At 24.1% G+C, this 25,020-nt stretch carries 30 protein-coding genes and 2 pseudogenes; 30 read left to right on the top strand and 2 right to left on the bottom strand.

Annotated elements, in window-relative coordinates; genetic code table 4:
• Positions 1 to 9 precede the first annotated feature (9 nt).
• On the bottom strand, positions 10 to 855 hold the full coding sequence (locus tag STAIW_RS03770) for a class II fructose-bisphosphate aldolase (RefSeq protein ID WP_020834514.1): 846 nt from the start codon (positions 853 to 855) through the stop codon (positions 10 to 12).
• A 142-nt stretch (positions 856 to 997) separates the two neighbouring features.
• Between STAIW_RS03770 and STAIW_RS03765 the strand changes: the two genes are divergently transcribed.
• The 3 genes from STAIW_RS03765 to STAIW_RS03755 all read left to right on the top strand — a co-directional run bounded on the left by STAIW_RS03765 (position 998) and on the right by STAIW_RS03755 (position 4,986).
• Positions 998 to 1,732: a DeoR/GlpR family DNA-binding transcription regulator gene (locus tag STAIW_RS03765; protein WP_020834513.1), complete on the top strand. Its 735-nt coding sequence runs from the start codon at positions 998 to 1,000 to the stop codon at positions 1,730 to 1,732.
• A gap of 70 nt (positions 1,733 to 1,802) precedes the next feature.
• Positions 1,803 to 4,007 carry a PTS transporter subunit EIIB gene (locus STAIW_RS03760; RefSeq protein WP_020834512.1) on the top strand — a complete coding sequence of 735 codons (2,205 nt, stop codon included), beginning with the start codon at positions 1,803 to 1,805 and terminating at the stop codon, positions 4,005 to 4,007.
• Positions 4,008 to 4,044: 37 nt separating this feature from the next.
• Positions 4,045 to 4,986 (top strand): 1-phosphofructokinase family hexose kinase, encoded by a 942-nt coding sequence (locus STAIW_RS03755; RefSeq protein WP_020834511.1) that lies wholly within the window; start codon positions 4,045 to 4,047, stop codon positions 4,984 to 4,986.
• A gap of 121 nt (positions 4,987 to 5,107) precedes the next feature.
• On the opposite strand, the gene STAIW_RS03750 is transcribed toward STAIW_RS03755, so the two are convergent.
• Entirely contained in the window at positions 5,108 to 5,953 is an 846-nt protein-coding gene (locus tag STAIW_RS03750) for a class II fructose-bisphosphate aldolase (RefSeq protein WP_020834510.1), read from the bottom strand.
• 107 nt (positions 5,954 to 6,060) lie between these two features.
• Here STAIW_RS03750 and STAIW_RS03745 point away from each other — a divergent pair, with 107 nt between their 5' ends.
• The 27 genes and pseudogenes from STAIW_RS03745 to STAIW_RS06520 all read left to right on the top strand — a co-directional run bounded on the left by STAIW_RS03745 (position 6,061) and on the right by STAIW_RS06520 (position 24,960).
• Positions 6,061 to 6,831, top strand: a complete 771-nt coding sequence (locus STAIW_RS03745) for a DeoR/GlpR family DNA-binding transcription regulator (RefSeq protein WP_020834509.1) — start codon at positions 6,061 to 6,063, stop codon at positions 6,829 to 6,831.
• A gap of 61 nt (positions 6,832 to 6,892) precedes the next feature.
• Positions 6,893 to 7,045 (top strand): hypothetical protein, encoded by a 153-nt coding sequence (locus tag STAIW_RS06240; protein ID WP_020834508.1) that lies wholly within the window; start codon positions 6,893 to 6,895, stop codon positions 7,043 to 7,045.
• Between the two features lie 9 nt (positions 7,046 to 7,054).
• Positions 7,055 to 7,240 (top strand): RpiB/LacA/LacB family sugar-phosphate isomerase, encoded by a 186-nt coding sequence (locus STAIW_RS06020; protein WP_084676598.1) that lies wholly within the window; start codon positions 7,055 to 7,057, stop codon positions 7,238 to 7,240.
• 85 nt (positions 7,241 to 7,325) lie between these two features.
• Positions 7,326 to 7,823, top strand: a pseudogene (locus STAIW_RS03735) (RpiB/LacA/LacB family sugar-phosphate isomerase); the annotation flags it as partial.
• Between the two features lie 42 nt (positions 7,824 to 7,865).
• Positions 7,866 to 8,516, top strand: coding sequence for a PTS transporter subunit EIIC (locus STAIW_RS05835; RefSeq protein WP_063623136.1), 651 nt, complete (start codon positions 7,866 to 7,868; stop codon positions 8,514 to 8,516).
• 92 nt (positions 8,517 to 8,608) lie between these two features.
• Positions 8,609 to 8,995 (top strand): PTS transporter subunit EIIC, encoded by a 387-nt coding sequence (locus STAIW_RS03730; RefSeq protein ID WP_041618877.1) that lies wholly within the window; start codon positions 8,609 to 8,611, stop codon positions 8,993 to 8,995.
• 2 nt (positions 8,996 to 8,997) lie between these two features.
• Complete coding sequence (locus STAIW_RS03725) at positions 8,998 to 9,687, top strand: PTS sugar transporter subunit IIB (RefSeq protein ID WP_041618876.1); 690 nt, start codon at positions 8,998 to 9,000, stop codon at positions 9,685 to 9,687.
• Between the two features lie 16 nt (positions 9,688 to 9,703).
• Positions 9,704 to 9,976 carry a family 1 glycosylhydrolase gene (locus STAIW_RS06705; RefSeq protein ID WP_053228515.1) on the top strand — a complete coding sequence of 91 codons (273 nt, stop codon included), beginning with the start codon at positions 9,704 to 9,706 and terminating at the stop codon, positions 9,974 to 9,976.
• Positions 9,977 to 10,035: 59 nt separating this feature from the next.
• A pseudogene (locus STAIW_RS06845) lies at positions 10,036 to 10,907 on the top strand (family 1 glycosylhydrolase).
• Positions 10,859 to 11,152: a family 1 glycosylhydrolase gene (locus tag STAIW_RS06695; protein WP_201764830.1), complete on the top strand. Its 294-nt coding sequence runs from the start codon at positions 10,859 to 10,861 to the stop codon at positions 11,150 to 11,152. Before STAIW_RS06845 ends, STAIW_RS06695 begins: the two are co-directional and overlap by 49 nt.
• 11 nt (positions 11,153 to 11,163) lie before the next feature.
• The gene (locus STAIW_RS03705) at positions 11,164 to 11,526 is read left to right on the top strand and encodes a PTS lactose/cellobiose transporter subunit IIA (RefSeq protein WP_020834506.1); all 363 of its coding nucleotides are present in this window, start codon (positions 11,164 to 11,166) and stop codon (positions 11,524 to 11,526) included.
• Complete coding sequence (locus STAIW_RS03700) at positions 11,508 to 11,705, top strand: hypothetical protein (RefSeq protein ID WP_148285981.1); 198 nt, start codon at positions 11,508 to 11,510, stop codon at positions 11,703 to 11,705. The genes STAIW_RS03705 and STAIW_RS03700 overlap by 19 nt, the downstream gene beginning before the upstream one ends.
• Positions 11,706 to 11,870: 165 nt before the next feature.
• Positions 11,871 to 12,644: a DeoR/GlpR family DNA-binding transcription regulator gene (locus STAIW_RS03695; protein ID WP_020834504.1), complete on the top strand. Its 774-nt coding sequence runs from the start codon at positions 11,871 to 11,873 to the stop codon at positions 12,642 to 12,644.
• A gap of 2 nt (positions 12,645 to 12,646) precedes the next feature.
• Positions 12,647 to 13,783 (top strand): SIS domain-containing protein, encoded by a 1,137-nt coding sequence (locus STAIW_RS03690; protein ID WP_020834503.1) that lies wholly within the window; start codon positions 12,647 to 12,649, stop codon positions 13,781 to 13,783.
• Positions 13,783 to 14,034, top strand: a complete 252-nt coding sequence (locus STAIW_RS03685) for a hypothetical protein (protein WP_020834502.1) — start codon at positions 13,783 to 13,785, stop codon at positions 14,032 to 14,034. The genes STAIW_RS03690 and STAIW_RS03685 overlap by 1 nt, the downstream gene beginning before the upstream one ends.
• A gap of 115 nt (positions 14,035 to 14,149) precedes the next feature.
• Complete coding sequence (locus STAIW_RS03680) at positions 14,150 to 16,123, top strand: PTS transporter subunit EIIC (protein ID WP_236608538.1); 1,974 nt, start codon at positions 14,150 to 14,152, stop codon at positions 16,121 to 16,123.
• Between the two features lie 152 nt (positions 16,124 to 16,275).
• Complete coding sequence (locus STAIW_RS03675; protein ID WP_020834500.1) at positions 16,276 to 16,830, top strand: hypothetical protein; 555 nt, start codon at positions 16,276 to 16,278, stop codon at positions 16,828 to 16,830.
• A gap of 98 nt (positions 16,831 to 16,928) precedes the next feature.
• On the top strand, positions 16,929 to 17,252 hold the full coding sequence (locus STAIW_RS03670) for a hypothetical protein (RefSeq protein WP_020834499.1): 324 nt from the start codon (positions 16,929 to 16,931) through the stop codon (positions 17,250 to 17,252).
• A gap of 70 nt (positions 17,253 to 17,322) precedes the next feature.
• A complete protein-coding gene (locus STAIW_RS03665; protein WP_020834498.1) occupies positions 17,323 to 18,726 on the top strand; it encodes a hypothetical protein in 1,404 nt (467 codons plus the stop codon).
• Positions 18,727 to 19,293: 567 nt separating this feature from the next.
• Positions 19,294 to 20,082 carry an MIP/aquaporin family protein gene (locus STAIW_RS03660; protein ID WP_020834497.1) on the top strand — a complete coding sequence of 263 codons (789 nt, stop codon included), beginning with the start codon at positions 19,294 to 19,296 and terminating at the stop codon, positions 20,080 to 20,082.
• Between the two features lie 25 nt (positions 20,083 to 20,107).
• Positions 20,108 to 21,265, top strand: a complete 1,158-nt coding sequence (gene glpO, locus STAIW_RS03655) for a type 2 glycerol-3-phosphate oxidase (protein WP_020834496.1) — start codon at positions 20,108 to 20,110, stop codon at positions 21,263 to 21,265.
• Positions 21,266 to 21,277: 12 nt separating this feature from the next.
• Positions 21,278 to 22,786 carry a glycerol kinase GlpK gene (gene glpK, locus STAIW_RS03650; protein ID WP_020834495.1) on the top strand — a complete coding sequence of 503 codons (1,509 nt, stop codon included), beginning with the start codon at positions 21,278 to 21,280 and terminating at the stop codon, positions 22,784 to 22,786.
• Positions 22,787 to 22,819: 33 nt separating this feature from the next.
• A complete protein-coding gene (locus STAIW_RS06540; RefSeq protein ID WP_236608520.1) occupies positions 22,820 to 23,101 on the top strand; it encodes a glycerophosphodiester phosphodiesterase in 282 nt (93 codons plus the stop codon).
• A gap of 143 nt (positions 23,102 to 23,244) precedes the next feature.
• Positions 23,245 to 23,529 carry a hypothetical protein gene (locus tag STAIW_RS06535; RefSeq protein ID WP_236608519.1) on the top strand — a complete coding sequence of 95 codons (285 nt, stop codon included), beginning with the start codon at positions 23,245 to 23,247 and terminating at the stop codon, positions 23,527 to 23,529.
• Positions 23,530 to 23,667: 138 nt separating this feature from the next.
• Positions 23,668 to 24,186 (top strand): MFS transporter, encoded by a 519-nt coding sequence (locus STAIW_RS06530; RefSeq protein WP_236608518.1) that lies wholly within the window; start codon positions 23,668 to 23,670, stop codon positions 24,184 to 24,186.
• Between the two features lie 7 nt (positions 24,187 to 24,193).
• Entirely contained in the window at positions 24,194 to 24,556 is a 363-nt protein-coding gene (locus STAIW_RS06525) for a hypothetical protein (protein ID WP_236608517.1), read from the top strand.
• Positions 24,526 to 24,960 carry a hypothetical protein gene (locus tag STAIW_RS06520; protein ID WP_236608516.1) on the top strand — a complete coding sequence of 145 codons (435 nt, stop codon included), beginning with the start codon at positions 24,526 to 24,528 and terminating at the stop codon, positions 24,958 to 24,960. Before STAIW_RS06525 ends, STAIW_RS06520 begins: the two co-directional genes overlap by 31 nt.
• Positions 24,961 to 25,020 lie beyond the last annotated feature (60 nt).

Raw genomic sequence — 25,020 nt, 5'->3', positions numbered from 1 at the left:
AGGCTTTTTTTAAGTTTTATTATTTGAACCAAATGCTCTGATTTTAATTTTGGCTTCTCTTTTTACAAACTCAATTGCTTCTTTTCCATATTTTCTTGCATCAAAACCTTGTGGATTTTTTTCAAATCAATGTTTTAAACCATTTGCACAAGCCATTTTTAAATCTGTTCCAATATTTATTTTTGTAATTCCTAAGCTTATAGCTTTTTGTAAATCTTCAAGTGGCACTTGACTTGAGCCATGAAGTACAAGGGGAGTTGATACTTTTGATTCAATTTCTTTTAGTAAATCAAATTGTAGTTTAAATTCTTCTTTAAATAAACCATGACTTGTACCAATTGCAATTGCCAAAGCATCAATTTTTGTTAATTTTTCAAATTCAATTGCTTCATTTACATCAGTATAACCTTTAGAATCAGAGTTTCTATCATCTTCTTTTCCCCCAACATGTCCAATTTCTGATTCAACTTGAACACCTTTTGAGTGAGCATAATTTACTATTTCAATAGTTTCTTTTACATTTTCTTCAAAAGGTTTTAATGAAGAATCAAGCATTACACTTGAAAAACCAGCATTAACTGCTTTTTTAATTAAATCAATATCAAAACCATGATCTCAATGTAATATAACAGGAATATTTGCATTATTTGTTGCAGTTAATGCAAAACTAAATACATAATCAATTCCCATATATTTTGCAGCACTCTCTGTAACCATTAGAATTACAGGAGATTTTTCTTCTTCTGCTGCTTCAATTATTCCTTTCATCATTTCTAAATTATCAAAATTAAAAGCAGGAATTGCATATTTACCTTTCTTTGCTTTTAATAATTCTTCTTTTAATTTAGTTTTCATAAAATTTCTCCTTATAATAATTGTATATTACAAATTTATATTACTATATTTTTTAAACTTTTTTAAACTTATTTTAATTTATTTTAAATAATTTTAAACTTTTTTAAAATATATTGTATTATAAAAGAAGGAGGAATATTCTTTGCTAAAAAATGAACGAAGAGAAAAAATCATTAACATAATTAATGAAAAAGGTTTTGTTAAAAATATAACATTGTCTGAGTTAACAAATTCTACCATTCAAACAATAATAACAGATGTAAATGAACTTCATAATGAAGGAAAAATTATTAAGGTTTATGGTGGTGCAAAATCATTGCAAAATTCTTCAAAACGTATGCAAGAACACTTTGATGAGGAAAAAGAAAAAGTGAATATTGAATTTAAAGATAAAATTGCAAGAAAAGCTGCAGAATTAATTGAAAATGGTGACCTAATTTTTATAGATACAGGTACATCAACAAAACAAATGATTAAATATTTAGTCAATAAAAAAATTTCAGTAGTAACAAATGGTTATTCTATTGCATTAGAATTAATAGAACAAGATATGGAAGTCTGTTTAGTTGGTGGAACAATTATTCCTTCAACACATGCAACAGCTGGTGAATTATCTTTAAAATTCATTGATAATTTTTACTTTGATAAAGCATTTGTTGGTATGAACAATTATGATAATAATGAGTTTTATACAACAAATATTCAAGAAGCTATGATTAAAGAAAAAGTAATTAAAAATTCAGAACAATCATATATTTTGATGGATCCAACAAAATTTTATTCAAAAAACAGAATTAAGGTTGATGTAAAAAAAGAAACTGCTCTTATAAGTAAAGAATCTCCCTCTGACTTTAAAGGAAAATTTATTTACGCTTAAATTGTTTTAGTTAGATTTTAAATCATTCTTCTAACATAAAACAATTTATGTAGAAAGGAAATTATATTCAATGGGCAAAATTGAAAAGCAAGAAGTATTAGTTCAAAATATTTTCGATAAAGTTGGTGGCCCTGAAAATGTAAAAGATGTATATCATTGTGCAACAAGAATGAGATTAACTTTACATAATCAAGATGCTGCAAACATAAATGATTTAAAAACTATATCAAATATTAAAGGTGCTTTATGATCAAATGGTGAATTACAATTAATTATTGGTCCTGAGGTATCTCAAATAACTGCTTTATTTAAGAACAATCTTAAAAGTGAAGTCCAAAATAATAATAAAAATAATACAGATTTTAATGTGAAAGCACAAATTCAAGAAAATAATGTTTCAATTTGAAGAAAATTTATAAAATCGGTTTCTGCAATTTTTGGACCATTAATTCCATTCTTAATTGGTGTTGGGTTAATTATGGCTTTACAACAATTATTAATAAGAAGTGGAGTTGCATCTGATCCAGCAGCTGATGGATCACAATTAGGAATAGATTATAATATTTTTGATTATGTTCTAAACGTTATTGCTTCAACTGGATTTAAAATGATGGGTGTAGTTGCTATGTGATCTACTGTTAGATATTTGGGAGGTAAAACTCCAATTGCAATAGCGCTTGCATTAATAATGGTTTCACCAATTATTCCAGAAGCTGGAATTGATTTAATAAAACTTGGTAGTTGAGAAATAGTAATTAAGCCATTTTATTCAACAATCTTAGTATTTATTGCAATGGGTGTAATAATTGCATATGCACAAAAATCAATGGAAAGATATTTTCACCCAGTAGCAAACTTTTTATTAAATCCATTTCTAACTTTATTTGTTGGTGGATTATTAGCATTCTTTATAATGGGACCAATTATGGGTGTTGTAGAAAATGCTTTATTAACTGCATTTGATTGATTTATGAATATGCCAATAGGGCTTGGAACTTTAATAGTTGGTTTAACATGACAACCTTTAGTTGTTTTAGGAGTACACAATATCCTATTCTTTGCAGCTGTTGCTAGTTTAAAAGAAGGAACTCCTTCATTATTTTTAGCAGCTGCTTTTGCAGCAGCATGAGCACAAATGGGAGCGACTATTGCTGTTGGTATTAAATCAAGAAAAATAATTGATAGATCTGCTGCATTTGCAGCTGCTTTACCAGGTTTAATTTCTGGTCCAACTGAATCTTGTATATATGGGGTTAACTTACCAAAAGGAATTCCATTTTTAACAGGTGTTTTAGCAGGTGGAATTGGTGGATGATTAATTGGAATTTTCAATGTAAGTTTAGATAATTTAGCAGGTCTTGGTGGAATTGTTGGGTTTTTAGCTTATACTGATGACTTAGTAGCTGCAATCTTAATTGATTTAGCTTCATTTGGTTTGGGAATTTTAGTTACTTATTTATTCTGAAAAGAAGAAAAAACAGAAAAAAGTTTAGCATTAAAAACAACTTTAAAATTAGCAAAACAAGAATTTTTAATTGGTCAAATTGATTTTTCTGCAAGAAATACAATTAAATTAATTAAAAAAAGTAATAATAAAAAAGTTGATAAAGAAGAGTTAATTAAAGAACTTGAAAAAAATAAAGTTCAAGTAATTAAATTAAATAAATCTTTAGAACCATTAATAATTAATTTTATTTTAAATTTAAGAAATGATGTTAAAAATTCTAAATTAACAAAAGATTTATTAAATATGTTGAAAGAAGTAAAAACTGAAAGACAAATTGAATTAAATAAAATTTATTTAGAACTTAAAAATAATGTAAAACTTTTAAAAGAATTAAATCAAGTTACAAAAAAACATTATAAATTGACTGTAAAAAAAACAAACTTAGAATATACAATAAATAGATTTTTAGAGTTAAGAGAAGAAAAAAACGCTTCATTATTTAATAAGGGACAAAAACTTTTAAATACAAACATTAGTTTCAAAACTGAAAAGGGAAATTTATTAATTTTAGAGTCTGAAAAAAATAATTACAAATTAGAAAAAATTGAAACACTAAAAAATCAAGTTAGTGAATTAAATAAAATAATTTCAGATAGTCAGAAAAACTTAGAAATTGAAACTAACAAATATTATGTAGATATTGAAAAAAATTTAAATCAAATTGAAAAAGTAAAAGAAAAAAAATTAAAAGAATTTAAAAATCAATATTTTGATGATATTCATTACTTAGAAATTAAAGAAAATTTAATTAAAGCAAAAGCAATTTAATGTTTTAATAAAAAATATAAATTGAGAAAGGTTAAGTATGGCAAATAATATATATATTATTTCATTAAGTCCAGCAATTGATTATATTTTAAAATTTGATGAACTTAAAATGAATAAAACAAATAGACCGAATAATGTTGAAATGTATCCTGCAGGAAAAGGAATTCATATTTCAATGTTACTAAATAATTTAAAAGTAAAAAATGAATCAATTATTTTTTCAAATGGTGATTTTGAAAAATTCTTTTATAAAAATTTAGATTTGATGAAAATTAAATATAAAAAATTTAATTCCCTCGGAGAAATTAGAATAAATTTAAAATTGATTGATCAAAATCAGACTGAATGTAGTGTAACTAGCTCAGAAATTGAAAATTCAGAATTAGAAAAACTGATGCAATATTTAAAAGAAAATGTATCAACAAATGATTATGTTATTGCCACAGGAAGTATTCCAACAGGAGTTAATAATAAAATTTATGCACAAATTGCAGAATTAACAAATTCTTTAAATGCACATTGTGTTATTGATGCATTCGGTGATTCCTTAAAATATGCCATTGAAAAAAGACCATTTTTAATAAAACCTAATATAGAAGAATTGTCTATAACAACAGGTTCAGAAATAAAAAATCAAAATGATATATTAAAAGCAGCTAAACAATTATTAGATAAAGGTGTTCAAAACATTTTAATTTCAATGGGAGATGAAGGTGCTATTTTCTTAAATAAAGAAATTACACAAAAGTGTAGTATTGGTAATTGAAATAAACAATTAGTTAATGCAGCAGGTGCTGGTGATAGTATGCTTGGTGGATTTTTAAGTGAATATATAAAAACAAAAGACTATACTAAAGCTCTTAAAATGGGAATAGTTTGTGGAAGTGCAACTGCTTATTCAGATAAAATAGCATCATTAGAGCTAATTGAAGAAATGTTACTTTCAATGGATAGTTTAAAAATAATTAATATAGAATAAATTTTGTTAAAAAATAACCTAGAAAAATATTTTGTAAATTTTTTTCAAATAGGTTATTTTTTATTTATTTAAATTTTATTGTTAATTTATTTAGAAGGAAAAAATTAATTTACTAGTTTCTTTAAGCTTTATTATTTGAACCAAATGCTCTGATTTTAATTTTGGCTTCTTTTTTTACAAACTCAATTGCTTCTTTTCCATATTTTCTTGCATCAAATCCTTGTGGATTTTTTTCAAATCAATGTTTTAAACCATTTGCACAAGCCATTTTTAAATCTGTTCCAATATTTATTTTTGTAATTCCTAAACTTATAGTTTTTTGTAAATCTTCAAGTGGCACTTGACTTGAGCCGTGAATTACAAGGGGAGCTGATACTTTTGATTCAATTTCTTTTAGTAAATCAAATTGTAGTTTAACTTGTCCTTTAAATAAACCGTGACTTGTACCAATTGCAATTGCCAAAGCATCAATTTTTGTTAATTTTTCAAACTCAATTGCTTCATTTACATCAGTATAACCTTTAGAATCAGAGTTTCTATCATCTTCTTTTCCCCCAACATGTCCAATTTCTGATTCAACTTGAACACCTTTTGAATGAGCATAATTTACTATTTCAATAGTTTCTTTTACATTTTCTTCAAAAGGTTTTAATGAAGAATCAAGCATTACACTTGAAAAACCAGCATCAACTGCTTTTTTAATTAAATCAATATCAAAACCATGATCTCAATGTAATATAACAGGAATATTTGCATTATTTGTTGCAGTTAATGCAAAACTAAATACATAATCAATTCCCATATATTTTGCAGCACTCTCTGTAACCATTAGAATTACAGGAGATTTTTCTTCTTCTGCTGCTTCAATTATTCCCTTCATCATTTCTAAATTATCAAAATTAAAAGCAGGAATAGCATATTTACCTTGCTTTGCTTTTAATAATTCTTCTTTTAATTTAGTTTTCATATATTCACCTCACTTTAAAACTATCATAAATTTTGATAAAAAGTGATAATTTTTTATTATTTTTTATAAAATATGATTAAATATAAGTGAACGAAAAAGGTGAATATATGAAAATTGAAAAGCATATAAGGTTTAAAAAATATATTGATTTCTTTAAAGAAGAAAAAGATATAAGTATGAAAGCATATTTAAATTTAGCAGAGTTAGAAAATATACCTTTAATAACTGCAAGAAGAGATCTAAAAGAATTAATAAATTTAAATTATATCTATCAGGAATTGGGCTTAATTAAATTAGTTGAAAATAAAGAATATGAAACAACAAGAATTGAAAAACAAGCAAAAAATAAAGAAGAAAAAAATAATATTGCAAAATTAGCTGTAAAAGAACTTAATGCTGATGAAATTTTTATAAGTGCTGGAACAACAATGGAAAATTTTGTTAAGAATATCGACAGACCAATAAAAATTGTATATACAAATGGTTTTGAAATAGCAAGACTTGCAAATTCAAATAAAAATATTCACAGAGTAGTAATAATTGGTGGAAAACTTAGACTTCAGTCAAGTGCATTATGTGGTCCAATTGCAAACAAAACTGTTGAGGATTTGAGATTTTCTCAATCATTTATAACTGTTACAAATATTGATAAAAATTTTTTCTTATATAATAACAATGATGATGAAGCTGAATTAATTAAATTAGTAATAAAAAATTCAAATAATGTAATTTGCTTAGTAGATAGTTCAAAATTTAATCCTACACCTTCAGGTAGCAAAATTGTAGATAGTTCAAAAATAGATTTATTTTTAACTAATGAAGAAATTATAAAAAAAGAGTTTGAAAATATAAAATCACATATTGATATAAAATGATAATTTATTATCATTTTTTTTATTGTTTTATCATTTTGTTGTATTATATTAATGGAGATACAAAATGGAAAAAATAAAAATATTATTTGATAAAAATATTAATAAATGTTACAAAGATTATTTAATTGAAAATATTAAAAACAATAATTTTAAAATAAATTTTATTGAAATTGATGATATTTTTGAAGTTTATAAACAATTAGTTAAAGAAATTTAAACAAATGAAATTAATAGAGTTATTTTTATTGATGATTATGGAACATTACCATTTTTAATAATGGCTAAAAATAAAGGAATTGTGGTTGCTCAAATTTCAGATTTTCATTCATCAAGAATGACAATTCAACATAATAATCCAAATGTTTTATCTTTAGGTTACAAAATTATTGCAAAAAAAATATGGTGGAAATAATTGATTCATATTTAAATGCTAATTTTGAAGCAAGAAGACATTTAGTAAGAATTAATATGTTAAATAATTTATTGGAGGGTGAATAATGAAAATTGCAATTGGTTGTGATCACATAGTAACTGATATCAAAGATAAAATAATTGAAATGTTAAAAAGAGATAAAATTGAAGTAATAGATTGTGGTACATTTGATTTTACAAGAACTCATTATCCAATTTTTGGACAAAGAGTTGCTAATAAAGTTGTTAAACATGAAGCAGATTTCAGAATAGTAATTTGTGGAACAGGTGTTGGAATTTCAAATGGGGCACAAAAAGTAAAGGGCGCTAGAGTAATTTTAACAAAAGATGTTATTTCAGCTGTAGATGCACGTAAAAATTATGAAGCAAATATTGTTGGATTTGGGGGAAGAATAATAGGGCTTGGATTAATGTATTAAATTATTGAATCTTTTATTAATACAAAATATGAAGGTAAAAATGATGCTGTTATTAATAAAATTAATGAATTAATTAAAAATGATTATAGTGATACTATTTTTGATAAAGAAATTAAAAAATGAAATGATGAATTCTATTATGAAAAGTATAATAATTTAATTTTTATTTCTTTAAAGGAGTATAAAATGATAAAAGAAAAAAGAAAAGTTGAAAACTTATTTAAAAAATTTGGACAAAAAGGAATAAATTTAGCACAAAAAATTTCTCAAAATAAATTTGTAGCCTCAATTATGGAAAGTTTTATACTTGTTATGCCTATTATAATAGCTTCAACTTTATTTATATTGATAGCAGAGTTACCTATTTCATTTGGCTATAAACCATCTGCTGATAGTTGATATAATGATTTTAAAGCTTTTTGTTTAAGATTGTATAATTTATCATATGGTTTGTTGGGTGCATGTTTATGTATTGCGATTTCCTCTAGAATGTCTGAAAAAATAAATTCAAAACTTGAAGCAAGCAAAAAAATGAATATTATCATTAATGCCTTTTCAACATATATAGCTTATTTTTTAATTTCTGTAGGACATTCAAAAGATGGTAGCTTTTTTAACATACTATTTAGTATTTTTGGTGTAAAAGGGATTTTTATATCAATAATTTGTGGAACAATAGTACCTTGGTTTTTTTATTTGTGTTATAAATTTAATATTATAATTAGATTACCAAAACAAGTTCCTCAAAATATATCACAAGCATTTTTAAATATTTTTTCTTTATTATTTGTAATAATTGTATTTGGAGTTTTTGGATTTTTATTTGCATTTTTTTAGGAGATTCCTTTTTAAATGTTCTATTTAATTGATTAACTCCTTTATTAAAAGGGGCAAATAGTAATTGATTTTTTGTTATATGAGCTTTTGTATTGTCATTAACATGATTTTTAGGTATTTATACTTCTGTTTGAAGTGGAATAACAGATACTCTAGCTGCACTAGGATTAGAAGAAAATATTGTTTTAGTTAATCAAGGAGAACATGCATCAAATTTATGCACTGATCCATTTAAAATGGGAGCATTTTCAATGGGGGGAACTGGAGCTCAAATAGCTGTTCCTTTAGCAATAATTTTATTTTGTAAATCAAAACAACTTAAATCAATTGGTTTAGTTGCAATAATTCCAATAATGTTTCAAGTAAATGAACCAGTTTTATTTGGAATTCCAACAATTCTAAATCCATTGATGGCAATTTCCTTTTTATTAACACCAATATTTAATAGTTTACTAGGAGTTTTTTTGTTGAAGTTTTAAATATGAATTCTAGTTATATTGCAATGCCTTGAAGTATGCCAACTTTCTTTGCATTACCGTTAAGTACTGGTTTCCAATGAGAATCGTTTATTTTACCATTAATTTGAATTTTAATAAGTTTTGGAATGTACTCACCATTTTTAATTTTACAAGATAGTGTATATTACAAAAAAGAATTAAGTCAAGCAACTAAAGAAAAAGAGTTTGTAGATTTTAGAAATGGAATTCAATATTTAGGCGATTTATTTTTTAGAAAAAAAATTCATTTAGAAATTAAAAATAAAAAACAACAATTAAAAAATAATTTAAACAATGATGAAATAATTATTGAAACAAAACAAATTAATAAAGAAGACAATTCTACAAAGAAAACATATGAAATTTTAGTTATCTGTATGGGTGCAGGAACAAGCGCAATGCTTGCTGAAACAATTAATCAAGTTTTTAAAGAATCTGAATACAAAATAAATGCAAAAGCTTGTTCAATTGAAAATTATTCAGTTTATATTGCAGAAACAGATCTTGTAATTATTTCACCTCAAGCAAGATCAATTGAAAAAGATTTAATGGATCTTGCAAAAACACAAACTAAATTAACTGTTCATCAAACTAAAGGAACAGAATTTATTGAAATGATTAAAGATAAAAAAGTTACTTATAAAAAAATATTAGAAGGTTTAAATTTAAATTAAAAGGAGAAAAAATAATATGAAAAATTTTAAATTTGGAACAGCAACAGTTGCATTTCAATGTGAAAAAAATTTAAATACTGGTGGAAGAGGTAAGTGTATTTGAGATGATGTATTATTAAATAATAAGTCAATTGCAAAATATAGTCCTGAACCAACAAGTGAATTTTATAAAGTATATAACACTGATTTTGAATTAGCCAAAAAATATGGAATTGAAGTTTTAAGAGTTTCTATTGCATGATCTAGAATTTTTCCTTCAAATTCAACAGAAATTAATAAAAAGCAGTAGAGCATTATCATAACTTTTTTAAATCTATGTAGGAAAAAGGAATTGAACCAAATGTTACTTTGCATCATTTTGATTCTCCACAATGATTTGTTGAAAAAGGAGATTTTCTTTCTAAAACAAATATTGATGATTTTGTAAAATTCGCTGATTTTTGTTTTAATGAATTTAAAGAAATAAAATATTGATCAACAATTAATGAAATAAATGCTTATTCTGAACAAAAAAATATTAAAGCTGCATTACCACCTTTCTTTACACTTGAATATGGTCATTTTTTTAAACAACAATATAATATGGTATTAGCTCATTCTAAAACTGTTAATTTATTTAAAGAAAAAAAATATAAACGGGAGATAGGAATACCGTTAAATATTTGTCCTTTTGTTCCTAATACAGAAAAAAAGAAGATATTTTAGCTTCAAATAGAACTAATTCAATTACAAATTGAAGTTTTGTTGAGCCAATTTGTTCTGGGGAATACTCTGAAGAAGCACTTAATTTAATTAATTCTGTTTTAGAATTATATGATTTCACATTTAAACCTCAAAAAGAAGATTTGAATATTATTAAAAAATCTTCAAAACAAATTGATTGAATTGGAATAAATTATTACTTTACAAATTTTGTAGAAAAAGTTGATGAAATAATAGACTTTTCTGTAAATTCAACAGGTGATAAAGGAAAATCTAAATTTAATATTCCTGGTTTATGAAAAGTAGTATTTAGACCGGATGTAAAAACCACAAATTGAGATTGAACAATTTATCCAAAAGGTTTATATATAGTTGTTAAATGAATTTCAGAAAAATTTAATTGTAAAAAACCAATTTCTATTACAGAAAATGGTTTTGGTGATTTAGAAGATATAAAAAAACTCCTTTTATTAAAGATTATGAAAAAATTGATTATATTCAAGAACACTTTGATATAATTCAAAAATTAATTGATGAAGGTGAAAAAATAGAGCATTATTATTTATGAAGTCATATGGATATGTTTAATTGAACTAATGGATATAATAAGAGATATGGTCTATTTTATGTAGATTTTGAAAATCAAAAGAGATATGAAAAACTTTTAGCTTATTGATGATTGGAAAAGACTAAACAAGATAGATTAGATACTAAAGTTGATTTAGATAAACTTTTAGATAATGTAGAAAAAAATTTATTATAATAAATCTATAAATGAATGACAGAGTAGAAGGTAAAAAATATGTCAAAAAAAAGAGAAATAACATTAAAGGTTTAGAATTAGTAGCATATGCAGGTGAAGCAAGAAGTTTAATTATGGAATGTATAAATAATGCAAAAAATAATGATTTTGAAAAAATTGATGAGTTAATGAAAGAAGCAGAAGAATTGCTAAATCAAGCACATAGAAGTCAAGCAGATATGTTGTTTGAAGAAGCAAAAGAAGAATATAATGAAATAACTTTGACTATAATTCATGGTCAAGATCACTTAATGACAACACTTTTATTAAAAGACCTTGCATATAATTTAATTGAATTTTGAAAAAAACAAAAAAAATGACTAGAATTATTTTAATGATTTTGGGTATTTTAATGATTTTGGGTATTTTAATAATTTTTATTTCAATTTTACTTTTATTATTTTTTGAAAAAAAATTGAAACAAAAAACAGAATTTACAAAGGATTTTGTTATTTCAAAAGAAAATAAAAATTTTTATACTAAATTAATAGTAAGAAGTCTTTTTCAACTTTAATTATTATTGGAATTGGTTTAATAATTTTATTTACAATTGTTTAATATAACATTTAAAATATAAAAAGCATATTTTTAAATATGCTTTTTATATTTTATTTTTAATAATTCAAATTATTTCAAATTATTTCAAAAAATGTCTATAATATTTGTGAATGGAGGTTATATGCATAAGTTAAAAAGAAAAGAAATTCTTCTACAAAAAATTGTGGAAAAAAACTTTATGTCTTCAAAGGACTTTTTGGAATATGCTCAAAGTAATGGAATAAATGAAAGTACTGCACGAAGAGATCTAAAAGAATTAGAAAAAGAAGACAAAATAACTTTAACTTTTGGGGGAATTATTTCAAAAGTAGAAAACGAATTAGAAATTGGAAGAATAGAAAAAGCTCAAAAAGAATTGTACAAAAAAGTAGCTATTGCAAATGAAGCTATAAAATTATTAAAAGAAAATGATGTAATTTTTTGTGCTCCTGGAACAACTATTGAACATTTTGTTAAAAAAATAGATAAAAAAATAAAAGTTTTAGTAACAAATTCTTTTCCTGTTTTTTTATCAGCTTGAAATAATAAAAATATAAAAGATGTTTTTTTACTTGGTGGTATTTTTAAAGAAAAGTCTCAAGTTTTTTATAACAGAGATACTAAAAAATATTTAGAAGGAATAAAATTCTCAAATGCATTTTTTAGCTGCTATTCAATTGATTATGAAGGAAATATCTATGATGATTTTGCACCAGAATTAGATGTTTTAATAGAAGTTTTAAAGCGTTCTACTGTTAAAAATCTTCTTGTTGATTCTTCAAAATTTGTAAATGAAGGAATAAATCAATTAATTAGTGTTAATGACATTAATAATTTAATTACAGATCAAAAAGCAAAAGGTTTAATAACTGAAAAAATAGAGTATTTAAATATTGTATTTTCAAAGGAGAATTAAAAATGAGTAATAAAATAAATATTGATGATTTTAAAACATCAAAAGAAATTCAACAACAAGCAATTATATGAAGTCAAATTAGTGATCAATTTAAAGAAAATTTGGATTTTTATCAAAATTTCATTAGTAAGTTCAAAGATTATAAAATAATTTTAACTGGTGCTGGAACTAGTCAATTTATTGGTGATGCACTTTGCCCATATTTTTTTAAAAAAGGATTAAATATAGTTTCAATACCAACAACAGATATAGTTTCTAATCCAAAAAATTATTTAAATCCAAATGATAAAACCTTACTAATTTCTTTTGCAAGAAGTGGAAATTCACCTGAATCAACTGCAACTTTTGATATTGCAAATCAATTTGTAAATAATATTTTTAATTTAGTTATAACTTGTAATCAAAACGGTGTTTTGGCAAAAAAAGCAAAAGAAACAGCAAATAGTGAATTATTTTTACTACCTAAAGAATCAAATGATGAAGGTTTTGCAATGACTTCAAGTTATTCAGGAATGACAATTGCAGCTTTATTATTTTTATCTCAACTTGTAAATCAAAATTGTTTTGATCAAATTGAAAATGCAATTTGTAGATTTGACAAAATATTATTTAAACTTAACAATTCAATAAAAAACTTAAATTTACAAGTAAATGATAGAGTAGTATATTTGGGAAGTGGGGAGTTTAAAGGTATTGCAATTGAATCATATTTAAAACTTTTAGAACTTACTCAAGGAATTATTCCAGCATTTTATAATGGAATACTTGCTTTTAGACATGGACCAAAATCAATTTTAAATGAAAATACAACAATTATTTTTTTAATGAGTAAAGATGAATATTCAAGAAAATATGAATTTGATTTAATTTCAGAAATTTCTAATGATAAAAAAATAAAACAACTTGTTATTTTAGATAATAAACATGATGTAAATCTTGAAAAATTTACAAAGTTTTATTTAAATTTAGATACAAATGATTTAAATGAAATAATAATTGGTATATATTATATTTTATTTGCTCAGCTATTAGCAGTAAATACTTCAGTAGCTGTTAATATAAATCCAGACAATCCTTGTCCAAGTGGTGAAGTTAATCGTGTTGTTAAGGGTGTAAAAATTTATGGAGATTTTAATTAGTGACAGGTATTGAAATTGGTTTATTATGTGGATTAATATTTGCTTTATTAGCTCTTATATTAATGATTTTTTACTTAAAATGAAATAAAAAAAATAAAGTAGTTATGCAAAAGGAAAATCAAATTAACTTAAGACCTCAAAAAGAAATTTATAGTTTATTTAGTAAGTGATTAAAAACCTTTATATTATTTTTTATTTGCTTAGTTATTATTTTTTGTTTTTCAATGTTAATTGTTGAATTAACAAAATAATGAAATAAATTTCCATTTTCTTTCATAAAAAATAAAATAATTTCTAAAATTATTTGATTTTTTTTTTATATATTTATAAACTAAAAATGAAAGAAGGAGGGAATACAGAGTGAATATGCTTTCAAAAAAAGAAAAAAAAGTTAAAACAGTAGATTCAGAAAAACCATTAAATAAAGCTGGAAATAATCACTGAAATAACTTTCTAGTAAAATTGCAAGGTTTAGGAAAATCATTAATGTTTCCAATAGCATTATTGCCTTTTGCAGCTTTACTAAACAGATTTGGTTCTTTAGCTATGGAATTAAATGTTGAACATCAGTATAATGCTGGTTGATGAATTGGTTTTATACTTCAAAAACCAGGTTCAACAATATTTGATAATTTACCATTATTTTTTGCAATAGGAACTGCTTTTGGTCTTTTAAAAGATCAAAGAGGAGAAGCTGCATTAGTTGGTGCTGCTTTTTACCTTATATTAACTACATTTCTTGGTGAAAATGGATTGCCAAAATTATTTTATGACAATACAATAACATTTGATTATTTTGCAAAAAATACAGAAGGAAATTGAGAAGTAGCTGGTAAACTTTCAAGTTTATTTTATGTTCCAAATTATGGAATGGTAAATGACAAATTACAAATTATTGGGGGAACATATATTTTAAATATTGGAGTACTTGGTGGAATTGTTGCAGGATGTTTAAGTGCTTGATCATATAATAAATTTAAAAATATTAAATTACCAAAAACCTTATCATTTTTTGGAGGAAGAAGATTTGTACCAATGGTAATAATGGTAGCATCAGTTCCTGTTGCTTTCTTATTTGCAATAATTTGACCATGATTTCAATATGGACTAATTTCTTTTGGTAAACTTGTAAGTTCAGGAGATTCTTGAGCTGTTCCTGGTGCATTTTTATATGGACTTTTAAACAGATTGGTTCAACCAACAGGTTTACACCATATTATAAATACATTCTTGTGATTCCAGATGCCAATTGAAGGTTATATTGTTGATTTTAATGGACATATTGTTCTTTGAAATAAAATGACAAGTGAAGCATTATTAAATGCAAATGGAGGATTAAGTGATTTTGGACAAAATATGCTTCAAGAAATAGCAAATAAAATGTTCAATTCAACCCCAATTACAGGAGAAAACTTTAAAGAATATTTTGCAATTAGACAAGGAATTATCCCAACAGGTGTCTTATTAAATCAAACCACAAGTGGATTGCCTAGTTTTACAATTTTTGGGGATATAAATGCTTTTCAAAAATCAATGATTTCTGGTAACTTTCAAACAGGATACTTTCCAATGTTTTGAGGAGGATTACCTGGTGCTGCTATTGCTATGATAATGTGTGCTAAAAAAGAAAGAAGAAGAGAAGTTGCAACTTTCTTAGGAGGAGTTGCTATTGTTGCTGCATTAACTGGAATTGATGAACCTTTAGTATTTTCATTTATATTTGTTGGTCCAGTATTATGAGTTGTAAATGCTGTTTATACTTCAATATTTGCAGCCATTGCAATTGCAATGCATCTGCATATTGGTTTTGGATTTAGTGGTGGATTTATCGATTATATAATTAGTTTTGCAAATAGTTGAGGAATGAGCAAATATGAAGGTCTTGTAAATGGGGGAACTTATGGAGTATTGTCAAATCCATTATGAATGTTTGCTCTAGCAGCTCTGGCATTTCCTGCATATTACTTTACATTTAGTATTATAATTAAAAAAATGAATATTAAAACTCCTGGACGTGATGATGAAAATGAAACAATTGGGGATGTAAATTCAAATAAATCATTAGTAAAAGGTAAAGCAAAAAATAGTAATGAAAAATATGAAAATCTTGCAAATGCTATTATTGAAATAGTTAAAATGGATAATTTTATAAAAGTAGATAATTGTAGTACGAGATTAAGACTAACAGTAAAAGATAATAAAACAGATATTAATGATGATAAACTTAAAGCTCTTGGAATTTATGGTATAAAAAGACTTGGAGATCAAGGTTTACAATTAATTATTGAAACAGATGTTGAACATGTTGCAAATATTGTTCATGAAAAAACAGGTAAATAGAAGTTAAAAAAAGACATATTCAATTTGAATATGTCTTTTTAAATTCCAAAAATTTTAATTCCTATAATTTTGCTATTGATTAAAAAAATTTTCAATTAATAATATAAAAAATTACAATCAAAAAAATTAGTATAACAAGTAATCTAAAAAAAATGAATTTCAAAGAAAAATGAAAAACAGATTTGGATTCAATTCATAATATAATGGTGTTTTATATAATAGAAAGAACATTAAGTAATTTATTTATTGATAATAATGAAGTGATTGATATTAATATTTATATTGATCAAAGAAAAGTAGTACCAAATATATATAATAAAAATGGTGTTAAATTAGAATCATTGGAAGCATTTATTAAAACTACTTGATTTTTAAATCAAAAATTTATAAATTCAAATTTACAAGTTGTTCAACTAAATTCTTTAAATAATCTCTTAATTCATTATTCTGACTATTGTGCAGGTCTAGTTAATTCAATGTGTAGATTTGTAAATTCTGGAATTAATTATGAATGAGACAAAAATACTGATTTAATATTTTTTATATTTCATAAAAAAATTAAATGTAAATGTTATTACACAATAAAAAAACCAATGTGATACTGTAAGTGATTTATCAAGAATATGTATGCGATTTGATTTTTAATTTTTATAAGTATAAAATGCATTCTTCAAAAGAACTGAAAACTAAATGTGGATAATAATTAAAGAATTTCAATTAATATTAATTTCACGATGGCAAGAAAGTTTTATACACTTTAAATTTTAAAATCTTAATTAATTGCAACTGATTTATCAAATACCTGTTGCTAAAAGATAATATAAAGGAAAGTCTTTATTATAGTTCATGAAATGGGAGACCAAGATCTTTTAATGATATTGTAGAAGATGGAATTTATACAATTTATAGTGTAAATTCTCAATTTTCAACAAATGGAAAGATATATTTCTATGATTATCAAAGAGCATTAAATTCTGTAATTGAGGGAATTTCACACAGTACATTATATTCAAGTCAAGAAGCAATCATTTATATGTATATTAATATTGATGATAATGGAAATTTAAAATTATATTTTTATAAAAATGATGATGAATTAAGAGAAGTAGTTAAAGAAATACTAAGTTAATGAGTAAAAATAGTAAATTTACTATAATTTTCAAATTTTTATTAGATTGTTTATTGCAATTTCTATTCTATTGTCTTGACTATTAACTATCTATTTTTTTGAAAATAAAAAAGATAATGTTAATTTTTTATTGTGTGCTTTTATATTCATAATTATAATTTTGGGTTCAATAATAAAATATTTCAATCATAAGAAAAAACCTAAATTAAAAATAAAACGTGAATATAATTTAATTGAAATTACTTTACTAATTTTTTGTGGTTATTTAATGATGAGTAATTACACAATTTATGGTTTGTGAGATTTAATATTTAGAGTTATAAAACAATCAATTATTGTTGGTTTCATGTTTGTATGGACATTTTTATTAGAAATGTTTTTATCAAAAAGAATTCTTAGAATTATTTTTATTCCTATCTTTTGCTTTTATCCAATTCAATTTCTTACTGGAGAAAAAAATTTGATGATATATGGAGCTTTAATTTCAGCAGTTTTATTAGTAGAGATTTTTTATTATAGTTTAGAACTATTTAAAAATAAAAATTTTAATTATATTAAAACTGAAATTATAATTACTTTATTTAAAATACTATTTCCTATATTTATAATTTCTACAATAATGTTTTTTACAATAGGTTATCAAAAATTTTCATCGTATATAAATGGAATTTATATTTTAAAAAATCATTTATTATATTTAATTATTCCATTTTTAATTTTTATTCTTTTAAATTTATTTTCACTAAATTTAAAAATTAATGCTTTATTACTTTTTATTGCAAATTCACTAAATTCCTTTTTTTTAAAGGAATTTACAATTTTAACATTGTATAATGAAACAAACTTTATATTTACAACAATACAAATATATTTTCATGATTCTGTTGAACTATACTTGTCAATTATAATGAAAGCCTTTATTGCAGTAGGAATTACTTTTGCAATTAAGTTTGTCTATTTAGAATGAAAAATCTTTAATATAAAATTTAAATTTTTAAATAATTTGAAAAGAAAAATTCAAAGAATCAAAAGTATTAAAAGTTATGAATTAAAATTTTTAATTTTAAAAATATCATTTTATAAATCTTTAAATTTAATTGATAATAAAATTAATGTTATTTTTTTATCAAAAACTAATTCAAAATACTTACTAAATTTACTTTATAAATATTTATTAATCTCCAATTTAAAAAACTGTTTATCTTATTTATTACCTTTAAATTATATTGTTTTTTTCTTGATTTCAATATTTTCATTTAAATTTGTTGATAAATTTAAAATTATTTCTTATACACTTTCAAGTTTTTGATCATTATATTTAACTATTATATTTACTTTAATTCTTATTTTTTGAGATAGATTTCAAAATATATATTTATCACATTGAGTTAAAACTGAAGACAAAAATAATTTACTTGAAATGGAAAAAGAAATTCAACAAGTTAAAAATAAATATAACACTAAAAAACATTAGACATTTTTTTATTAAAAAATTTAAGATAAAAAATGATAATTTAAATAAAATATCATTTTTTTGCTATTCTATAAAAAATAAATTTAAAAAAATAATCTAATGGTTATTTTTTTGAATTTATTTAAAATTTAATGCATAAATTAAAATGAATTAGTTAAATATAGTCTAAAAGAATAAATAAATAGAAAAAATATTTTATTTTGATATGAAAATGAAATTTTTTCCATTTTTTAGATAGAATAATTAGGAAAGGAGTAAAAGAAGAGGGTATTTTTATTTGCTATATTAAATTAATAGAACTAGTTTAGTTTTCTAGTAATTTTATAGTTAATAAAAATTAAATAAAAAATTATTTACAGTATTTATTGTTAACAAATAATGTATAAATAAAAATGCATTACAAATATAGTTTATATTAATCATCTTATTCAATTTAAAAAAAGAATATGTTTTGATAATGTAATTTGCTTAAATATAATAAAATTTATATTTCTAATTTACAATAATATTCTTTTACTTATTAAACTTGAATGGGGAATAATAAAAAATAAAAGGAGGTTTTTTGTTATGAATTTAACAGAATTATTTTTAACAGAATTTTTTGGAACATCCTTACTTATTATTTTAGGAAATGGAATTGTTGCAAACTGTGTATTAAAAGATACTAAGGGAAATAATGCTGGATTAGTGGCAATTGCTCTTGGATGAGGATTTGCAGTTACAGTTTCTGCTTTAATTGCATCATCATTCAATGGTGCACCAGGTTGATTTAATCCAGCAGTAATGGTTGGGGCAACAATTGCAGATAAAGGAGACTTAATGATTCAATTAACTGGTTCAACTTCAGGAGCAATTGGATTGTTTTTTGGTTTATTTTTTGTTCAATTACTTGGAGCAATGCTTGGGCAAATAATAATTGATTTACTATATTTTAAACATATTCAAAAAACTTTGCAAACAAAAGAAGAATTTTCAACAGCAAATGTTTTAGGAATGCATTCAACTTCTTCAACATTTAAAGGTAGTTTATTTTCATTTACAACTTTATTAAATCTACTTATGGAATTTGTTGGAACATTTGTACTTGTATTTGCAGCATTAGCAATGGGAAAATTTGCATCTGGAACATTCTTTGGTCCAATTGTAATTGGTATTGTAGTTATTTCAATAGGTCTATCACTTGGAGGAACTACTGGGTATGCAATTAATCCAGTTAGAGATTTAGGACCAAGAATTATTCATATGTTAATGCCATTAAAAGAAAAAGGAAAATCTGATTGATCATATTCATTTGTTCCAGTTCTTGCCGCAATTTTAGCAGGAGTAAGTGTTGGAGCTATATTTTTACTTTTTTAAAAATAAAATAGAAATTAGGTAAATAATGAAAAAATATGATATTTGTATAATTGGTGGGGGAGTAATTGGGGCTTCAATTGCTCGTGAACTTGGAAAATATAATAAAAAAGTTATTGTTTTAGAAGCAAATTCAAGAGTTGCTATGGAAACTTCAGCAGGGAATTCAGGTCTAGTACATGGTGGGTTTGACCCAACACCTGGAAAATTAAATGCAAAACTAAATCAACTCGGTAAATTAAGATATGAAGATTGAATAAAAGATATGGACTTTCCTTTTTTAAGAATAAATTCAACTGTTGTTGCATTTAATGATGAAGAAATGAAACATATTAATATGTTGTATAAGCGTGGTATAACAAACGGACTAAAATCTTCAGAACTAGAAATTATTGATGCAAAAGAGTTACAAAAAAGGGAACCAAATATTTCAAAAGAAGCAATTGGTGCTTTAGTTTGTAATTCATCCATTGCAGTAGATACACCAGAACTTACTAAAGTTTTATTTACAAATGCAATTAAAAACGGAATTGAATTAAGAGTTAATTCAAAGGTTATTGATATAAAACACAATAATGAAGAATATACAATTACTACATCAAAAAATGAAGAAATTATTGCTGAATATGTAATTAATGCAGCAGGTCATTATGCAGATGTAATTTCAAAAATGGCTGGCTATCCAGACTTTAATTTAGTAACAAAGCGAGGAGAATATAGAATACTTGAAAAAACAGAAAAAAATATAGTTAATTCAGTTGTTTTTATGGTTCCCACAATTCACGGTAAAGGAGTTATTGTAGCTCCATTATTAACAGGACATATTATGGTTGGTCCAACAGCAGTTGATGGAGTACCAAAAGATGAAACAAGATTAGTTACAAAAGAACAATTTGATTTTATTGGAGAAATTGGAAAAAAATTAATTCCCGATATTAAAATGCAAAAAACTTGTATGACTTATTCAGGTTCAAGACCAATTGAACCAATTTATGATGATTTTTGAATAAAACCAGCAAGTGGTGATAAAAAATTTATAAATGTTGGGGGAATGAAATCACCAGCCATAGCATCAGCACCAGCCATAGCAGATATGGTAATTGAATTAATAGAGAATGTTAATGGAAAATTAGAAAAAAAAGAAAAATGAAATTCAAAGGAAAAAGCAATTATTCCAATAGTTTAAAAGGAGAGAAATATGGAAAAATATATTATTACTCTTGATGAAGGTACAACAAGTGCAAGAACATTGATTACAAATAAAAAGGGACAAATTGTTGCAGTTGATCAAACAGAATTTACTCAATATTTTCCAAAAGATGGTTGAGTTGAACATAATGCAACAGAAATTTGAAATACACAACGTTCAACATTAGTTCAAGTTTTAAATAAATCTGGAATTTCAGGTGAACAAATTGCAGCAATTGGAATTACAAATCAACGTGAAACAGTGGTTATTTGAAATAAAGAAACAGGACTTCCAATTTATAATGCTATTGTTTGACAAGATCAAAGAACAGCAAAATATTGTGAATCAATGAATCAACAACAAGTAGATATGGTTAGAAAAAAAACCGGATTAATAATTAATCCTTATTTTTCAGGAACAAAAATTAAGTGAATTTTGGATAATGTTGAAGGAGCAAGACAATTGGCAAAAGAGGATAAATTAATGTTTGGAACCATTAATACTTGATTAATTTATCGATTAACAGGAGGAGAAGTTTTTCTAACAGATCATACTAATGCTTCAAGAACATTGTTATACAATATTAATACAAACAATTGAGATGATGAATTATTAGAGTTATTTGATATACCAAAAAATATTCTTCCAGAAATTAAAGATTGTAATGCTCATTTTGGAAATACATTTCCTGGATTAATTTCAAAAACGGATAAAACACAAATTCCAATTTATTCTTCAATTGGAGACCAACAATCTGCTTTATTTGGTCAATTATGCATAAATAAGGGAGAATCAAAAGTAACTTATGGAACTGGTTGTTTTATATTAATGAATACAGAAGAAGAAAGAATTTTTTCAAATCATGGACTTTTAACAACTGTAGCAAATTCAATTAACGGAAAAATTACATATGCTTTAGAAGGTTCTGTAATGGTTGCAGGAGCAGCTGTTCAATGATTAAGAGATAATTTAAGAATTATTTATAATGCAATTGAAACAGAATGATATGCAGGTCAAACAAAAGATGATAGAAGAGTTTATGTTGTTCCATCATTTACTGGACTTGGTTCACCTTATTGAGATTCATATTCACGTGGAGCAATATTTGGTTTAGATAGGGGAACAAAAAGAGAACATATAGTTAGAGCAACCTTAGAAGCAATTGCATATCAAGCATATGATGTTGTTAGTGCAATGAGCAAAGACGTTAAAGCTAAAATTAATAGTATAAAAGTGGATGGAGGAGCATCTCAAAATAAATTTATGATGCAATTTCAATCAGATATTACACAATGTAAAATTGTAAAACCATTAAATATTGAAACAACAGCAATGGGAGCAGCTTATTTAGCTGGTTTAAAATCTGGTTATTGAAAAGATATTGATGAAATTAGAAAAAATATTGAATTTGACTTTGAAATGAATCCATTAATTGAACAAAAACAAGCAGATCATTTAATTAAAGGATGAAGACAAGCTGTTCAAAGAACATTTTCATGATTAACCGATATAGAGTAAAAAAATTTTTAAGAAAGAAAAGAGATGATATAAGTGATATTAGTTGCACATAGAGGTTTTAGAAATCCAAATGGTGAAAATAGATTTATTGATTTTCAAAATGCTTTAAAAAAATGTAGAGCTGTAGAATTTGATATTCGTATGACAAAAGATAAAAAAATTATTATTTTTCATGATCATAATTTTAAGAGAATTGGTTCAATTGACGAAACTGTTAGAAGTTTTACATATGAAGAAATAAAAAACATTAATTACTTCAAAAAAATCCTGAATGAATACCTTGTTTATTTATTGAAGAATTCATTGAAAAACTAAGTGATCAGTATGAAGTAATTAATGTTGAAATTAAACCTGATAGATATACAAAAGAAGAATATCAAATTTTATATTCAGCTTTAGATTTATTTAGAAAAAAAACTAAAGCTGAAATAATAGTTTCATCTTTTGGAAAAAATGCCTTGGAATTTATTTTAACTTTAAATAGTGATTTTAAAAAAGCCTATTTATGTGAAAGTTTAAACAATATAAATATGCAATTAATAAGAAAATTTGACTATTTGAATTCTTATTTAGGATCTTTAAAACAAAAAAATAATGTTGAAATTATAAATAAAATAAATTTGCCAATGAATATTTGAACTTTTAAAAATAATAGTGATGTAAAAATTATAAAAAAAATGTATAAACCCCAATTAATAAATTCTTTTATTAGTGATAATCCTGATTTAGATATAAATATTTAGAAAAAAAGGGGGGATAAATAATTATGGATGAAAAACAAGTAGAAGTTTCGGATTTAAAAAAAATTAAAGTGAAAAATAAACTTAGTAAAAAAAACTGTATCAATCATTTCAATTCTAACCTTAGCAGATGTGCTTGTAATGGCAGTACCATTTTATTTAAAAAATGTAATTTCATCTGTAAAAATTGCAAATTCATTAAAAATTTTACCATCAGAGTTTTCACAAGTAAATTCAATTTATGGATATGTTGCTATATTAAGTTATTTTGTTGGAGGTTTTTTTGTAGATAAAATTAGTTTAAAAAAATTATGTTTAATTGGACTTTTAGGAGTAGGTTTTATTGGAGTTTGGTATGGATTCATTCCTTTTATAAATGAAGGAAAAGTAGCACAGGTTTATATAATATTTTCTCTTTGAAGTTTTATAACTTGCTTCATATTTTGAAGTGCTTTATGAAAACTTCTTTCCGAGCAAGGCACAAATGAGCAAAATGGAGTTCTAAATGGAGTTCATGGTAGTTTAAATGGAATCATTGGAACAGCTGTTATTGGTTTTGTATATTTAATTTTCTACATAATGGGAACAGTTTTTGTAGATTCTCTTGGAAATTGAGCCTTTCCAACATTGGTTTTTTTTCAGTTTTTTAATAGCAATTAATGGTATTTTGCTTTGTTTTTTTGTACCAGAAACAAAAAATGAAGTAAAAAAAGAAGATAAATTTGATTTACATACTTTAACAAGTGTTTTAAAAAATTACAAAATTTGATTAGTAACATTTTTAATAATGGGTGTTTATATGTTTCAATCAGGATTAAGCGTTTTTGTAACATTTATTCAAGAAGCACTTACAGTTACAGCTATGGTGGTTGTAGCTTTGGGGATTTTAAGAACTTATTTATTTAGAGCAATTTTTTCAGCACCTAGTGGTAAATTAGCAGATAAATCAGGTAAATATATTTTGTTTATAACAATTGGTTTATTTATTTCATCAATTTTATGTCTTATTGCAATAATAATTCAGGTTTAAGTGAGAATTCATTTTTAAGTATGAGCCATACTGGAAAAATTATAGTACAAGTTGCAGTTTCAACTCTTTATTTAATGCTTGGAATATCATGTTGAGCATTAGTTACAAATAGATGAGCTACTATTTATGAAATTAAAGTTAGTCAAAAAGAATATGCAGCAAGTGTTGGCTTTATTTCTTGTATTGCTTTCTCACCAGATGCTTGGTTTTGACAAATAGATTCAATTTTATTAAAAAAATATGAAACAGAAGCAGGTTATGCAACAAATAAGTTTGCAAATCAAATCAGTTTATCTGTTATAACTATAATTGGTATTTTAGCAGCAATTGCAGGAATAATATCGGTCATTTGTTTAAAACGTGAAAAAGCAAATGAAGTAAAATTAAGAAATATAATAAAATAAATTTTATTTAAAAAACCTAATTGATTTTGGGTTTTTTAAATTGAAAAGTCAGTAAAAATT

This window comes from Spiroplasma taiwanense CT-1, assembly GCF_000439435.1.
GTDB lineage: Bacteria > Bacillota_I > Bacilli_A > Mycoplasmatales > Mycoplasmataceae > Spiroplasma_A > Spiroplasma_A taiwanense.
This window is presented reverse-complemented; position numbering and strand designations above follow the sequence as displayed.